Genomic DNA, 13,999 nt, shown 5'->3' with positions numbered 1-13,999 from the left:
GTCGGTGCGGCAGCGCCACTCCACCCGGTGGAGCCCTCGCACCTCGAACGCGTACTGCAGCAGGTGCCCGACGGCCGCGGTGATGTGCCCGTGCCCCTCCCCCGCGGGCTCCGACCAGCAGCCCACCTCGCAGACGCCGGCGGCTGCGGAGAACGCCACGAACATCACCCCGCCCACCAGGGTGCCGTCCACCCAGATGCCGTAGATGCGCGGCCCGTCGAGCGCGAGCTGCCCTGCGTACCGGGTCAGCGTGGCGTGCGCGCCGGCGACGTCGTCGCTGAGGAACGACGGCCCGACCCACGGACGGATGTGCTCGCGAGCGCGCTCCATGTGGGCGGCGAACTCGGCCGCGTGGGACGGCTCGAGCGCATCGAGGCGTGCGCCCGTCTCCAGTTCGATCGGGTTCATCGTCGCCCCTGACTGTGTCGTCGTCTCTGCGTGGTGCGGCCGGAGCGCCTGCTCCGACCTGCGGCCGGTCGACCGTACGCTCCCGGCATGGCTGTCGGTGGGAGTCGCAGGGCCCGCGCGGCGCGGCGCCGCAAGCGCCGCATGGACGGCGTGGAGCACGACCTGACCCCGGCGCAGTGGGCCGCGCTGCAGGAGGCCTGGCCCGGGTGCGCGTACTGCGGCGCCACCGACGGGCCCATGCAGCGCGACTGCGTCCTGCCGATCTCCCGCGGGGGCCGCTACACGCTGGAGAACGTCGTCCCGGCGTGCCGGTCGTGCAACACGAGCAAGTGCAACGACGAGGTCACCGGCTGGATCCGGCGGAAGCGTCTCGACGAGCGCGCGTTCCTCGCGCGCTACGTCGAGCTCCGCACCGAGCTCGGCCTCCGCTTCCCGGCGGCCGTCGAGCCCGAGGCGGTCAGCTCACCGCCTTCGTGACCAGCGCAGCGATCTTCTTCTCGTCGGCGGCCGTGAGCGAGGTCAGGGCGAACGCGGTCGGCCACATTGTCCCGTCGTCGATCTTGGCCGCGTCGTTGAAGCCCAGGGTCGCGTACCGCGTCTTGAACTTCGAGGCCGCCTGGAAGAAGACGACGACCTTGCCGTCCTTGGCATAGGCCGGCTGCCCGTACCAGGTCTTGGGCTCGAGGTCCGGAGCAGCCTCGGTGATCACGGCGTGGATCCGCTCGGCCATCGCGCGGTCGGCATCGCCCATCTCGGCGATCTTCTCCAGCAGGTCGGCCTCGCCGTCACCGGACTTCTTGCCCCGCGTCTCCTTGGCGCGCTCCTTCATCGCGGCGCGCTCCTCGGCCGAGAATCCCTCGGTCGTCGTGCCCTTCTTCGTCTCCGCCATGACGGGTTCCTCTCAGGTGGTGGGTGGTGCGCCGACGGCCCAGGTGGGGTGGTCAGGCGCCGACGTACGCGGCGAGGTGCTGACCGGTGAGCGTGGAGCGGGTGGCGACGAGGTCGGCGGGCGTGCCCTCGAAGACGATGCTGCCGCCGTCGTGGCCGGCGCCGGGTCCGAGGTCGACGATCCAGTCCGCGTGGGCCATGACCGCCTGGTGGTGCTCGACGACGATCACGGACTTGCCCGAGTCGACCAGACGGTCGAGCAGGGCGAGCAGGCGCTCGACGTCGGCGAGGTGCAGTCCGCTGGTGGGCTCGTCGAGGACGTAGGTGCCGCCCTTCTCCCCCATGTGCGTCGCGAGCTTGAGCCGCTGGCGCTCGCCGCCGGACAGCGTCGGCAACGGCTGGCCGAGGCTCACGTAGCCCAGACCGACGTCCGCGAGCCGGTCGAGGATGGCGTGCGCGGCCGGCGTGCGGGCCTCCCCCGCGCCGAAGAACTCCTCGGCCTCGACCACGGACATCGCCAGGACCTCGCTGATGTCGCGACCGCCCAGCTTGTACTCCAGGACCGACGCCTGGAAACGCTTTCCCTCGCACTCCTCGCACGTGGTGGCCACGCCGGCCATCATCGCCAGGTCGGTGTAGATGACGCCCGCCCCGTTGCAGGTCGGGCAGGCGCCCTCGGAGTTGGCGCTGAACAGCGCCGGCTTGACCCCGTTGGCCTTGGCGAACGCCTTGCGGATCGGCTCGAGCAGGCCGGTGTAGGTCGCCGGGTTGCTCCGGCGGGACCCCTTGATGCCGCCCTGGTCGATGGACACGACACCCGCGCCGGACGGGATCGAGCCGTGCACCAGCGAGCTCTTGCCCGAGCCGGCGACGCCGGTGACGACCACGAGCACCCCGAGCGGGATGTCGACGTCGACGTCCTGGAGGTTGTTCGAGGTGGCGCCGCGGATCTCCAGCGTGCCGGTGGGCGTGCGGACCGCGTCCTTGAGCGTCGCCCGGTCGTCGAAGTGGCGGCCCGTGAGGGTGCCGCTGGTCCGCAGCTCCTCGACGCTGCCCTCGAAGCAGATCGTCCCGCCGGCCGTGCCGGCGCCGGGACCGAGGTCGACGACGTGGTCGGCGATCACGATGGTCTCGGGCTTGTGCTCGACCACCAGCACGGTGTTGCCCTTGTCGCGCAGCCGCAGCAGCAGGTCGTTCATCCGCTGGATGTCGTGCGGGTGCAGCCCCACGGTGGGCTCGTCGAAGACGTACGTGACATCGGTCAGCGACGAGCCGAGGTGGCGGATCATCTTGATCCGCTGCGCCTCGCCGCCGGACAGCGTGCCCGACGGCCGCTCCAGCGAGAGGTACCCGAGGCCGATGCTCACGAACGAGTCGAGGGTCTCCTGCAGGGAGACGAGCAGCGGCGCCACCGACGGCTCGTCGAGCCCGCGGACCCACTCGGCCAGGTCGCTGATCTGCATCGCGCAGGCGTCGGCGATGTTGACCTTGCCGATGCGGGACGACCGCGCCCCCTCGTTGAGGCGGGTGCCCCCGCAGTCCGGGCAGGCGCCGAACACCACGGTGCGCTCCACGAACGCCCGGATGTGCGGCTGCATCGCCTCGACGTCCTTGGACAGGAACGACTTCTGGATCTTCGGGACCAGACCCTCGTAGGTGAGGTTGATGCCCTCGACCTTGATCTTGGTCGGCTCCTTGTAGACGAGGTCGTGCAGCTCACGCTCGGTGAACTCCCGGATCGGCTTGTCCGGGTCGAAGAAGCCGGACCCGGCGAAGATCCGGCCGTACCAGCCCTCCATGCTGTAGCCCGGGATCGTCAGCGCACCCTCGTTGAGCGACTTGGAGTCGTCGTAGAGCTGCGTCAGGTCGATGTCGCTGACCTTGCCCGTGCCCTCGCACCGCGCGCACATGCCGCCCGTGATGGTGAAGCTCCGCCGCTCCTTCGTGGTGGTGCCGCCGCGCTCGATGGTCACCGCCCCGGCCCCCGAGATCGACGCGACGTTGAACGAGAACGCCTGGGGCGAGCCGACGTGCGGCTGACCGAGCCGGCTGAACAGGATGCGCAGCATCGCGTTCGCGTCGGTGGCGGTGCCGACGGTCGAGCGGATGTTGGCGCCCATCCGCTCCTGGTCGACGATGATCGCCGTGGTCAGGCCGTCGAGGACGTCGACGTCGGGTCGCGCGAGCGTCGGCATGAAGCCCTGCACGAATGCGCTGTAGGTCTCGTTGATCATCCGCTGGGAGTCCGCCGCGATCGTGCCGAACACCAGCGAGCTCTTGCCCGACCCGGACACGCCCGTGAACACCGTGAGCCGGCGCTTCGGCAGCTCGACGCTCACGTCCTTGAGGTTGTTGACGCGCGCGCCCTGGACCCGGATCAGGTCGTGGCGGTCGGCGGGGTGCCGCGTCTGCGCGGCCGCGTCCGTCCGGGTGTCCGTGCTCATCGTGTCTCCGTCTGTCGGGTGGGCCTGCGCACGAGGTCGTGAGGGCGTCGTCTGGTTCGATCCAACCAGGTGGCAGGGGTGGGACGCCCCGTCGTGGGCGTGGCGGCTCAGCCCACCGCGTTGATGCGGACCAGATTGCCCGAGGGGTCGCGGAAGGCGCAGTCGAGGTCGTCCGTCGCCAGGGTGATCGCGCCGTAGCTGCCCTTGGCGATCAGCTCGAGGATGGTCCGGCGCTCGTCGTCGGTGATGCCCGGCTCGGCGGCCGGCGGGTGCAGCACGATGGACGTTCCCGGCTGGTTGACCGGACCGACCGTGATCCAGCGCATGCCCTCGTACCCGACGTCGTTGCGGACCTCGAAGCCGAGCGCGTCGCGGTAGAAGGCCAGCGCCGCGTCCGGGTCGGTCTGCGGGAGGAACGTGTACTGGATGCTGATGTCCATGGCAGTCACGCTAGTTGGGGCTCCGCGACCCGTGCTTCTCGATTCCTGATCGGTCTGGTGACCTGCTTGGCGATGCACGCCGGCAGCTCGGGGCTCGCGGGAGCGGTCCGCGCCCGGTAGGTGCTGGGTGGGATGCCGACGAGCTCGGTGAAGCGCGTGCTGAAGGTGCCGAGCGACGAGCAGCCGACCGCGAAGCAGACCTCGGTGACGCTCAGGTCCCCCCGCCGCAGCAGCGCCATCGCCCGTTCGATGCGGCGCGTCATCAGGTACGCGTACGGCGACTCCCCGTACGCGAGCCGGAACTCACGGCTCAGGTGGCCGGCCGACATGTGCGCGCCGCGCGCGAGAGCCTCGACGTCCAGTGGCTGCGCGTACTCCCGGTCGATGCGGTCGCGGACCCGGCGCAAGCGCGCGAGGTCGCGCAGGTGCTGCTCGAGTGCGGGATCGTCGATCATCTCCTCGATCGTGCCACGTCGTGCGGACACGCTCACGGGCGGCGTTATAGTTGAAGTCTCAATCATCTGCATGGAGGAACCCCCGGATGCCCGACTACGGCCACGACCTCGTCCTCGGGACGTTCCTCACCCCCTCGGCGAAGCAGCCGCAGCAGGTCGTCGCACTGGCACAGGCGACGGAGCGCGCCGGGCTCGACCTGGTGACGTTCCAGGACCACCCGTACCAGCCGGCCTTCCTCGACACCTGGACGCTGCTGTCCTGGGTCGCCGCGTCCACGGAACGGGTCCACGTCGCCGGCAACGTGCTCAACCTCCCCCTGCGGCCGCCCGCGGTCCTGGCCCGCGCCGCCGCGAGCCTCGACCTGCTCTCGCGCGGCCGGTTCGCACTCGGCCTGGGCTCGGGTGCGTTCTGGGACGCGATCGTCGCGATGGGCTCGCCGCGGCTGACCCCCGGGCAGGGCGTGGACGCCCTCGACGAGGCGATCGACATCATCCGCGGCATCTGGGACGCCGACGAGCGCCGGCCGCTGCGGGTCGACGGGACCTATCACCACGTCGCCGGCGCCAAGCGCGGCCCGGCCCCGGCGCACGACGTCCCGATCTGGCTCGGCGCCTACAAGCCGCGGATGCTCGGCCTGGTCGGCCGCAAGGCGGACGGTTGGCTGCCGAGCCTGGGCTACCTCCAGCCGGGCGACCTCGCCGCCGGGAACGCGCGCATCGACGACGCGGCGCAGGACGCCGGTCGCGATCCCCGCGAGATCCGTCGGCTCCTCAACCTCGGCGGCGGGTCGTTCGAGGGGTCGGGCTTCCTGCAGGGGCCGCCCGAGCGGTGGGTCGACGACCTCCTGCCCCTGGTCCTCGAGGACGGCATCTCGACCTTCATCCTGGCCGGCGACGACCCGTCGGTGATCGCGAGGTTCGGCGAGGAGGTCGCGCCTGCCCTGCGCGAGGCCGTCGCGGCGGCCCGTGGCGCCTCGGGCACGGTCGCGGGATCGGTGCGACCGGCGATCTCGCTGGCCAAGCGGCGACCCGGCATCGACTACGACGCCGTGCCCGCGTCCCTCGCCGCCACCGCCGTCGAGCCCGGCGACCGCGAGTACGGGCGCGTGCGGTCGTCGTACATCTACTCCGGCTCCCCCGGCCTGGTGCTGCGCCCGCGCGACCCCGAGGGCGTCCGCGACGCCCTGGCCTTCGCGCGCGCCCAGGACGTGCCGCTCGCCGTGCGCAGCGGCGGGCACGGGATCAGCAGCCGGTCGACCAACGACGGCGGCGTCGTCATCGACGTCGGCGCGCTCGACGCGGTCGAGGTGCTCGACCGCGCGCGCCGGATCGTGCGGGTGGGTGCAGGGGCCCGCTGGGGCGACGTCGCGGCCGCCCTGGCCCCGCACGGGCTCGCCATCAGCTCGGGCGACAGCGGCGACGTCGGCGTGGGCGGGCTGGTCACCGCGGGCGGCCAGGGCTTCCTGGGCCGCTCCTACGGCCTGACCCTCGACCACGTGGTCGCCGCGGAGCTGGTGCTGGCCGACGGACGGATCGTCCGGACGGACGCCGAGCACGAGCCGGACCTGCTGTGGGCCGTGCGCGGCGCCGGTGCCAACTTCGGCATCCTCACCGCGGTCGAGATCGAGGCGGCCGAGGTGCAGAACGTCGTGCACGCGACGATCGTCTACGACGCGACAGACACCGCGCCGTTCGTGGAGGCCTGGGCGGCGCTGGTCGAGAACGCCCCGCGCCGGCTCACCAGCTTCCTGACCCTGGTGCCGCCCCGCGGGAGCAACCCGGCCGTCGGCTACGCCATCATCGTGTGGGCGGACGACGACACCGAGGCCGCCATCGTCGAGCTCGAGCGGTTCCTCGACCTGGCGCCCGTGCTCCAGCAGCAGGCGCAGCTGCTCCCCTACGCCGCGGTCGTCACCGCCCACCACGGCGAGCACACCGGCGGCGCGGACTCGGCGGCCCGCGGCGGGCTGGTCGAGCACGTCACGCCCGCGCTCGCCGCGCTGCTCGGCGAGCTGGTGACCGACGGCGACGCCGACATGATCCAGCTGCGCGCGGTGGGCGGCGCGGTCAACGACGTCGACCCGGACGCCACGGCCTACGCCCACCGGACCCAGAACTTCTCGCTCTTCGCGTCCGCCCGGCCCAGCCGTCGCGCCCGGATCGACGCCTGGTGGGACCGCCTCGCCCCCCACCTGCGGGGCGTCTACCTGAGCTTCGAGACGAACCAGTCCCCCGACCGACTCACCGAGGTCTTCCCGCCGCGGACGCTGGACCGCATCGGTCGCCTCAAGGCCGTGTACGACCCCGAACACATGTTCGACGGCAACTTCGGGGTCCCTCCCCTGGGCTCCGAGGCCCCCGTGCCACGATGACGCCATGAGCACCCTCGATGACATCGTCGGCACGATCGCCCAGGTCGAGCAGCAGGAGCACGACCTCGTCTTCAGCAGCTTCAGCAACGACGACGCGTGGCGCCTCGGCTGCCTGCTGGTCGAGCTCGCCCAGGAGCGGGACCTGCCCGTGACGGTCGACATCCGCCGCGGCACCCAGCAGCTGTTCCACGCGGCGCGGCCCGGGACCACGCCGGACAACGACAGCTGGGTCGAGCGCAAGGTGCGGGTGGTCGAGAGGTTCGGCGCATCCTCGTTCGTGGTCGGGCTGCGCGCGAAGGCGGCCGGCACCACGTTCACGGTGCAGCACGACCTGCCCCTGCAGCAGTTCGCGGCGCACGGCGGCGCGTTCCCGGTCCGCGTGCGTGACGTGGGCGTGGTGGGCGTCGTGACCGTCTCGGGCCTCCCCCAGGCCGACGACCACGCCCTGGTGGTCGAGGCCATCTCGTCGCACCTGGCCTGAGCCGCCCCCAGCCCGGCCGGGCAGGCCCGCGTCCACAGAAGGCCGGCCCCGCCGTCCCACGGGCCGCACACGGCCCACTCTGGCCGCATGGCGGAGAACGTGGACCACGGCTGGTTCGAGGACGACTGGGACGACGACGAGCACGACTCCTGGGGCGACGAGCCGTGGCTCGTCGACGACGACGGGCCGGACGACGATCTCCCCGACCCGCCCGGTGCCCAGCTCGGATCGGCCGGCGACGCGCTGGCCGTCGCGCTCGACCTGGTCGGTCCCGAGCGGGCCGGGCCTCCCGCGCTCTGGTTCCTGCTGCTGGACGGGTCGGACCGCACGCTCCCGCTGGTGCTGCCGATCACCGACGTCCCGCTGCGGGCGGATCGCGCGGTCGCCCGTCAGCTCATGTCCGTCCTCGCCTCGGTCATCGCGGCCGACGCCCCCGGTGGCTCCGTGGTCGTCGTCTGCGTGCGCGCGGCAGGCGGGGACCGCGGGGCGTTCGAGGCCTCGTGGGTGCCCGCGCTGCGGGAGGCGGCCGACGACCACGGGGTCCGCGTGTGGGCCGTCGTCGCCCTCGGCGCGAACCGCGCGCGGGTCCTCGAGTGGTGAGCTCAGGCGGTCGGACCGGGCGCCGCCTCGTCGATCGCGGCCAGCTGCTCCAGGGTGGGCTCCCAGGCGATCGACGCGACGTTGGCGCGGAGCTGCTCGGGCGTGCGCGCGCCGGCGATGACCGTCGCCACGGCCGGCTGGGCCGCGAGGCCGCCCAGCGCGAGGGTCGGCAGGTCGATCCCCCACTCGCCGGCCAGCGCGGCCAGGGCGTCGATCCGGTCGAAGTCCGCCCGCGCCAGCCGCTCTGGTATGCGGGTCAGCCGGCTGCCCTCGGGCGCCTTCTCGTCGCGCCGGTACTTGCCCGTGAGCAGCCCGGAGGCCAGCGGCACGAACGGGATGAGGCCGACCCCGGTCTGCTCCAGCGCCGGGACGAGCTCGGCCTCGGCCCCTCGGTCCAGCAGGTTGTACCGGTTCTGCGCGGACACGAAGGGTGTCGCGCCGGCGCTCCGGGCGGCCCAGTCCGCGTCGACCACCTGCCACGCCGCGAAGTTCGACGAGCCGATGTACCGGACCTTGCCCTCGGACACCAGTTCGTGGAGCGCCGCGAGGGTCTCCTCGATCGGGGTCACCGGGTCCGGCGCGTGCATCTGGAGCAGGTCGATGTGGTCCGTGCCCAGCCGGCCCAGGGAGCTCTCGACCGCGCGGCGCACGTACCGCCGGGAGCCGCGGACGCCCCAGTCGGGCCCGTTGAGCCCGCCGGTGTCCATGCCGAACTTGGTGGCGACGACGACCTCGTCGCGGAGCGAGCCCAGGGCCGCGCCCAGCAGCTCCTCGCTCTGCCCGGGGACTCCGCCGTACACGTCGGCGGTGTCGAAGAAGGTGATGCCTGCGTCCAGAGCCGCCGCCACCAGGGCGGGAACGCCGTCGGGATGCAGCGTGGCACCGAACGTGTTGCACCCGAGGCCCGCCACGGACACGACGAGGCCGCTGTCACCGAGCTGTCGGAAGGACATCTCGGCTGAGGTGCGGGAGGCTGGAGAGGTGGTCGCGGGCGCCTGCGGCGCGGGGATGCTCACCCGGGCAACCCTAAGCCTCTCCGCTGTGCACCACCGGTGTTCACCAGACCTTCACGTCGACCTGGAACACTGGAGGGGCGACCACCGTTGACATCGGTGGAAGTTCTCACTCTCGACGGCCGTACAACGGCACGGAGGTTCCCCAAGATGGCAAACCGGTCCCTGCGCGGCATGCGCATCGGGTCCCACAGCATGGAGACCGAGGACGGCGTTGAGTTCGCCCCCCGGCTCCAGGCTCACTACGACTGCCCCAACGGGCACACCATCATCCTGCCGTTCTCGGTCGAGGCCGACGTCCCGGTGGTGTGGGAGTGCCGGTGCGGCGAGGAGGCGCTCCTGCGTGACGCGTCCAAGCCCGAGGTGAAGGCCGGCAAGCCGCCGCGCACCCACTGGGACATGCTGCTCGAGCGCCGCACGGTCGGCGAGCTCCAGGAGCTGCTGGACGAGCGCCTGGACCTGCTCCGCTCGGGCAAGCTGCGCCGCAGCGCCTGACGGGCTCTCAGCCCTTCGAACGACGGAACGCTCCCGCCACACGGCGGGAGCGTTCTGCTATCCCCCACCGGGTCACGCTGACCAGGGCCTCGATCACGATGCCCCGGCTCATCTTCGAGTGGCCCAGCTCGCGCTCGACGAACGTGATGGGCACCTCGACGACCCGGGCGCCCGACCTCACGGCGCGCCACGCCATGTCGACCTGGAAGCAGTACCCCTGCGACGCGACGTCGCCCAGGCCCAGCTCGCCGAGCAGGCCGGCCCGGTAGGCGCGGAAGCCACCCGTCGCGTCGCGCAGCGGGATGCCGAGGATCAGGCGCGTGTACGTGTTCGCCCCGCGCGAGAGCATGTGCCGGCTCATCGGCCAGTTGAGCACCGTGCCCCCGGGCACCCACCGCGAGCCGAGCACCAGGTCGGCGTCGGTGATGGCGTCGAGCAGGCGGGGCAGGTCCTGCGCCCGGTGCGAGCCGTCCGCGTCCATCTCGACGACGACGTCGTACCCGCGTTCCAGCGCCCAGCCGAAGCCGGTGACGTAGGCGGTGCCCAGGCCGAGCTTGCCGGCCCGGTGCAGGACGTGGATGCGGCGGGACCCGTCCTGGGCGGTCTCCCGCTCGGCGATCCTCTCCGCGAGCTCACCGGTGCCGTCGGGCGAGCCGTCGTCGACCACCAGGACGTCGGCGTCGGGGACGTGCGTGCGCAGGCGCTCGAGGGCGCCCGGCAGGTTCTCGCGCTCGTCGTACGTGGGGACGACGACCAGCACACGCTGCGGGGAGGTCATGCTGTCTCGTTCCGGTCGGAGCGACGGACACGGTGAGCCCCGGCCGCACCGGCGAGCACCGCGCACACCGCGAGGGCGTCGATGATCCATGCGGGCCACGAACCCAGCCGCGTCGCGGGCGTCAGCGTGTCGCGCAGAGGAAGGTTAGCCACCATCTGCGCGGCGGTGAAGAGGTCGGTCTGCTGGCTGACCACACCGTCGGGCTCGATGACGGCGCTGACCCCGACCGTGGAGATCTGCACGGTCGCGCGGCCGTGCTCGATCGCCCGGATCCGGGACATGGCGAGCTGTTGGGTCGACTCGTCGGACACGCCGAACGACGCGTTGTTCGTCTGGACCACCAGCACCTCTCCCCCGGACCGCACCGCCTCGCGCACGATGTCGTCGTAGGCCACCTCGAAGCAGATGACGTCGCCGATGCCGACGGTCCGCCCGAGGCGTTCCGACTCGAGCGGGATGTAGCCGGGCTGGGTGCCGGCGATCATGTCCCGGGTCACCAGGTCCACGGCCGAGGAGAAGTGCCGGACGAACGAGCGCATGGGGATGTACTCCGCGAACGGCGCCGGGTGCTGCTTGGTGTACGTGGCGGTGACCCCGACGCCCGGCTCCCACAGCACCGCGGTGTTGTACCGGCCACCGCTGGGCGGGTACTGCACGGTGCCGACGAGCATGGGCGCGTCGACCAGGCGCGCGGCGCCGTCGATGAGGGCGGCCGCGACCTGGTCGGCCTGCGGATCGATGTCGGTCCCGTTCTCCGGCCACAGGACGATGTCGAGCTCACCCGGTTCCACCTGGTCGAGCAGCTTGACCGTGCCCTTGACGTGGTTGTTCAGCACGGCCTGGCGCTGCCCGAAGGCGTCCAGGCCGGTGCCGGGGACGTTGCCCTGGACCGCGCCGATGCGCAGGGTGCCCGTCTGCGCCTGCGTGTCCAGCGGGATCACCAGGCCGAGCACCAGGATCGCCGCGGCGACGAGGGTCGCGACGACCAGCCGGCCGACGTACAGGCGGCGTGCGGAGAGCAGCACGACGGCCAGCAGGACACCGACCGCCACGACCGCACCGGTCAGGAGCGGGGTGCCGCCGAGGGACGCCAGGGGCGCCAGCGGGGAGTCGGCCTGGGAGAACGCGAGCCGCCCCCACGGGAAGCCGCCGAACGGCCACGCGGCGGCCAGCTCCTCCGTCGCGACGAACAGGATCGTGAACACCACCACCTGCAGGCCGGCGCTGCGCCACACCGCGTTGCCGCGACGGGCCCAGGCCCACGCCGCGCCGAGCAGCGCGAACATGAGCGCCTCCAGGGTGCTCAGCGCGATCCACGGCACCTGGCCCACGGCCTCGTCGGCCCACGTGATCAGGGGGGCGACGAACGACAGTCCCCAGACCAGCCCGACCAGGGCGTTCCAGCGCGCGCTGTCACGGCGGAAGGCGAGGAAGAGGAGCGCGACGCCGACGAAGGCGGCACCCCACCAGCCGGGTGCGGGGAACGCGAGGCGGGTGAGCACGCCGCCCGCGACGGCGAGGACGAGAGTCCACCAGCGGGCGGGTTCACGGGCGGGCACCCCAGGAGGGTACGTCAGCCGGCTGAGGTCCGACCGACYGGCCCGCGTGTCCTTCGTACCGGTCGGCGTGCAGGCGCACGGACCGTTGTCTACTGAACACGCGGGCCCGGTCGGAGCCCTACCCCGACCGCATCCGACAGGCCCGACGTCGTCGGTGGGCATGTCTCAGCGGTGGATCTCCTGAGGAACCTACCGAGATCCACAGGCCTGTCAAGGTCGCGTCGATGCAGGTCGGAGCCGTCCCTGCAGGTCACCCGCGCACCATCGGTCCTGTCTGTACCGTTCGGCTCGGCGTGTCGTCGCGCGTGTCGTGGGAACAGGTGGAAGCGGGCGGTTCCGGTCGCTCACGAGCACTCCGCGGAGCTCGCGGAATTCACCCACTCGGACGAGCGTCCAGAACTAGAACGTGTCGTGCAGGACGACTCCGCCGCGGACCGTGCGCAGGCAGGTGGGCGGCTGCGCGTCCGGCGACATGTCCGGCAGCAGCGGGATGCCCGCCCTCGCGTCGGTGCTCCACGACGAGAAGCTGCCCTCGGCCGACTGGACCGTCAGCCGCTCCGCGCGCCAGACGGCCAGGTGCGCCGGGGAGCCCACCCGCAGCTCGCCGGCGCCTGTGTGGTCGAGTCCCGCGACCCGCCAGCCGCCGCGCGTCGAGGCGCGGAAGGCCGCCCGCGCCGAGATCCGCTGGTCGCTCGCGTGGTGCTGCACCGCCGCCCGGACGCCGGCCCACGGGTCCACGGAGGTCACGGGCGAGTCGGACCCGAAGGCCAGCGGCACGCCGGCGGCGGCGAGGTCCGCGAACGGGTTCAGGGCCGCGGCACGGCCTGCCCCGAGGCGGGTGGCGTACATGCCGTCGGCCCCTCCCCATGCCGCGTCGAACGCGGGCTGGACGCTGAGCTGGACGCCCAGCAGCACGAGGGCGGCGAGCGTCGGTGCGTCGACCATCTCGGCGTGCTCGAGGCGGTGGCCCATCCGCGCGATGGCGTCGGGACCCTCGACGTCGACCGCCGCCCGGAGCCCCAGCAGCAGCTCGTCCATGGCGCGGTCGCCGATGACGTGGAAGCCGCCCTGCACCCCGGCGCGCGTCACGGCCGTGAGGTGGTTGCAGATCTGCTCGGCGGTCAGGTAGAGCACGCCGTCGTCGCCCGGGGCGTCGGCGTAGGGAGCCCGGACAGCGGCGGTGTGGGAGCCGAGCGAGCCGTCGACGTTGAGGTCGCCGCCGATCCCCGTGAGCCCGGGGATCGCCGCGAGGATCTCCCGCGCGTCGTCGACCGTCACGCACTGCTCGCCACGGTAGGCGGCGAGGTGCGGCAGCCCGTCGCGCGGGTCGGCGGTGAGCTCGAGCAGCTCGACCAGGCCGGCGCGCGTGTCGATCGAGGGCGCGCTGTGCTCGTGCACCGAGACGACCCCGCGCGCCGCGGCGTGCTCGAGCGCACGGCGGTACAGGGCGGTCCGGCGCTCCGGGGAGACCGTGCGGGCGGCCTCGCGGGCGGCGTGGTGGGCGTCGCGCTCGACGCGGCCGTCGAAGCTCCAGCCCGGCAGCCGATCGAGCCCGGCGTCGCGGGACAGGGCGCTCGAGACGACGGCCGAGTGCACGTCGACGCGCGCCAGGTAGACGGGCGCGCCGCCGGCTGCGGCATCGAGCTCCTCGCGCGTCGGCGGTCGACCCTCGGGCCAGCGCAGCTCGTCCCAGCCGAAGCCGAGGACCGGGGAGCCGTCCGGCACGTCGCGGGCTGCGCGGTGCACCGCCTCGAGGGCGTCGGCGAGCGAGTGCACGCCGCCCTCGGGCGTCAGGTCGACGCTCTCGAGGGCGAGCCCGGTCTCGAGCACGTGGACGTGCGCGTCGACGAAGCCAGGAGCCACCAGGGCGCCGTCGAGGTCGATCACCTCGTCCGCCCGGGAGACCATCCCGTCGGCCGTGTCGTCCGCCCCGAGCCAGACCACCGTGCCGTCCTCGACGAGCAGTGCCTCGGCGAACGGGTCGGCGGAGGTGTGGACGGCGCCGTGGCGATAGAGGGTCGAGCTCACATCGGCACACGATAGGGCAGGTCAGGCCGCCACACCGG

14 protein-coding genes are annotated in these 13,999 nt (G+C 72.7%); 5 read left to right on the top strand and 9 right to left on the bottom strand.

The features are described 5' to 3' along the window. Window positions 1–408: GNAT family N-acetyltransferase (locus tag ACXJKG_RS02040; protein WP_456844087.1), on the bottom strand; the 408-nt coding region annotated here is incomplete at its 3' end. 87 nt (window positions 409–495) lie between these two features. Here ACXJKG_RS02040 and ACXJKG_RS02035 point away from each other — a divergent pair. Continuing rightward, the gene (locus ACXJKG_RS02035; RefSeq protein WP_456844086.1) at window positions 496–885 is read left to right on the top strand and encodes an HNH endonuclease; all 390 of its coding nucleotides are present in this window, start codon (window positions 496–498) and stop codon (window positions 883–885) included. Here ACXJKG_RS02035 and ACXJKG_RS02030 read toward each other — a convergent pair. The 4 genes from ACXJKG_RS02030 to ACXJKG_RS02015 form a co-directional block, all read right to left on the bottom strand. Then, window positions 866–1,297 (bottom strand): iron chaperone, encoded by a 432-nt coding sequence (locus tag ACXJKG_RS02030; RefSeq protein ID WP_456844085.1) that lies wholly within the window; start codon window positions 1,295–1,297, stop codon window positions 866–868. The two genes, ACXJKG_RS02035 and ACXJKG_RS02030, sit on opposite strands and share 20 nt — an antisense overlap. A 52-nt stretch (window positions 1,298–1,349) precedes the next feature. Continuing rightward, window positions 1,350–3,740, bottom strand: a complete 2,391-nt coding sequence (locus ACXJKG_RS02025; RefSeq protein ID WP_456844084.1) for an excinuclease ABC subunit UvrA — start codon at window positions 3,738–3,740, stop codon at window positions 1,350–1,352. A 107-nt stretch (window positions 3,741–3,847) separates the two neighbouring features. After that, entirely contained in the window at window positions 3,848–4,189 is a 342-nt protein-coding gene (locus tag ACXJKG_RS02020) for a VOC family protein (RefSeq protein ID WP_456844083.1), read from the bottom strand. Further along, window positions 4,186–4,635 carry a helix-turn-helix transcriptional regulator gene (locus tag ACXJKG_RS02015; protein ID WP_456844089.1) on the bottom strand — a complete coding sequence of 150 codons (450 nt, stop codon included), beginning with the start codon at window positions 4,633–4,635 and terminating at the stop codon, window positions 4,186–4,188. The genes ACXJKG_RS02020 and ACXJKG_RS02015 overlap by 4 nt, the downstream gene beginning before the upstream one ends. 86 nt (window positions 4,636–4,721) lie before the next feature. Between ACXJKG_RS02015 and ACXJKG_RS02010 the strand changes: the two genes are divergently transcribed. The 3 genes from ACXJKG_RS02010 to ACXJKG_RS02000 all read left to right on the top strand — a co-directional run bounded on the left by ACXJKG_RS02010 (window position 4,722) and on the right by ACXJKG_RS02000 (window position 8,088). Continuing rightward, complete coding sequence (locus ACXJKG_RS02010) at window positions 4,722–7,007, top strand: LLM class flavin-dependent oxidoreductase (RefSeq protein WP_456844082.1); 2,286 nt, start codon at window positions 4,722–4,724, stop codon at window positions 7,005–7,007. A gap of 4 nt (window positions 7,008–7,011) precedes the next feature. Next, complete coding sequence (locus tag ACXJKG_RS02005) at window positions 7,012–7,488, top strand: heme-degrading domain-containing protein (protein WP_456844081.1); 477 nt, start codon at window positions 7,012–7,014, stop codon at window positions 7,486–7,488. Window positions 7,489–7,575: 87 nt separating this feature from the next. Beyond that, window positions 7,576–8,088 (top strand): hypothetical protein, encoded by a 513-nt coding sequence (locus ACXJKG_RS02000; RefSeq protein ID WP_456844080.1) that lies wholly within the window; start codon window positions 7,576–7,578, stop codon window positions 8,086–8,088. A gap of 2 nt (window positions 8,089–8,090) precedes the next feature. Here the strand turns inward: ACXJKG_RS02000 and ACXJKG_RS01995 are convergent, their stop codons facing one another. Then, window positions 8,091–9,041: an aldo/keto reductase gene (locus tag ACXJKG_RS01995; protein WP_456844088.1), complete on the bottom strand. Its 951-nt coding sequence runs from the start codon at window positions 9,039–9,041 to the stop codon at window positions 8,091–8,093. A 210-nt stretch (window positions 9,042–9,251) separates the two neighbouring features. Between ACXJKG_RS01995 and ACXJKG_RS01990 the strand changes: the two genes are divergently transcribed. Further along, a complete protein-coding gene (locus ACXJKG_RS01990; RefSeq protein WP_055914529.1) occupies window positions 9,252–9,596 on the top strand; it encodes an RNA polymerase-binding protein RbpA in 345 nt (114 codons plus the stop codon). 7 nt (window positions 9,597–9,603) lie between these two features. Here ACXJKG_RS01990 and ACXJKG_RS01985 read toward each other — a convergent pair whose 3' ends face one another. The 3 genes from ACXJKG_RS01985 to ACXJKG_RS01975 all read right to left on the bottom strand — a co-directional run bounded on the left by ACXJKG_RS01985 (window position 9,604) and on the right by ACXJKG_RS01975 (window position 13,961). Then, window positions 9,604–10,374 carry a polyprenol monophosphomannose synthase gene (locus ACXJKG_RS01985; RefSeq protein ID WP_456844079.1) on the bottom strand — a complete coding sequence of 257 codons (771 nt, stop codon included), beginning with the start codon at window positions 10,372–10,374 and terminating at the stop codon, window positions 9,604–9,606. Continuing rightward, window positions 10,371–11,933: an apolipoprotein N-acyltransferase gene (gene lnt, locus ACXJKG_RS01980; RefSeq protein WP_456844078.1), complete on the bottom strand. Its 1,563-nt coding sequence runs from the start codon at window positions 11,931–11,933 to the stop codon at window positions 10,371–10,373. Before lnt ends, ACXJKG_RS01985 begins: the two co-directional genes overlap by 4 nt. A gap of 399 nt (window positions 11,934–12,332) precedes the next feature. Continuing rightward, the gene (locus tag ACXJKG_RS01975; RefSeq protein WP_456844077.1) at window positions 12,333–13,961 is read right to left on the bottom strand and encodes an amidohydrolase; all 1,629 of its coding nucleotides are present in this window, start codon (window positions 13,959–13,961) and stop codon (window positions 12,333–12,335) included. Window positions 13,962–13,999 lie beyond the last annotated feature (38 nt).

The organism is Cellulomonas sp. P5_C6 (genome assembly GCF_054049635.1).
Note: the sequence above shows the minus strand (reverse complement) of the source record. Positions and strands in the feature narration are given on the sequence as shown.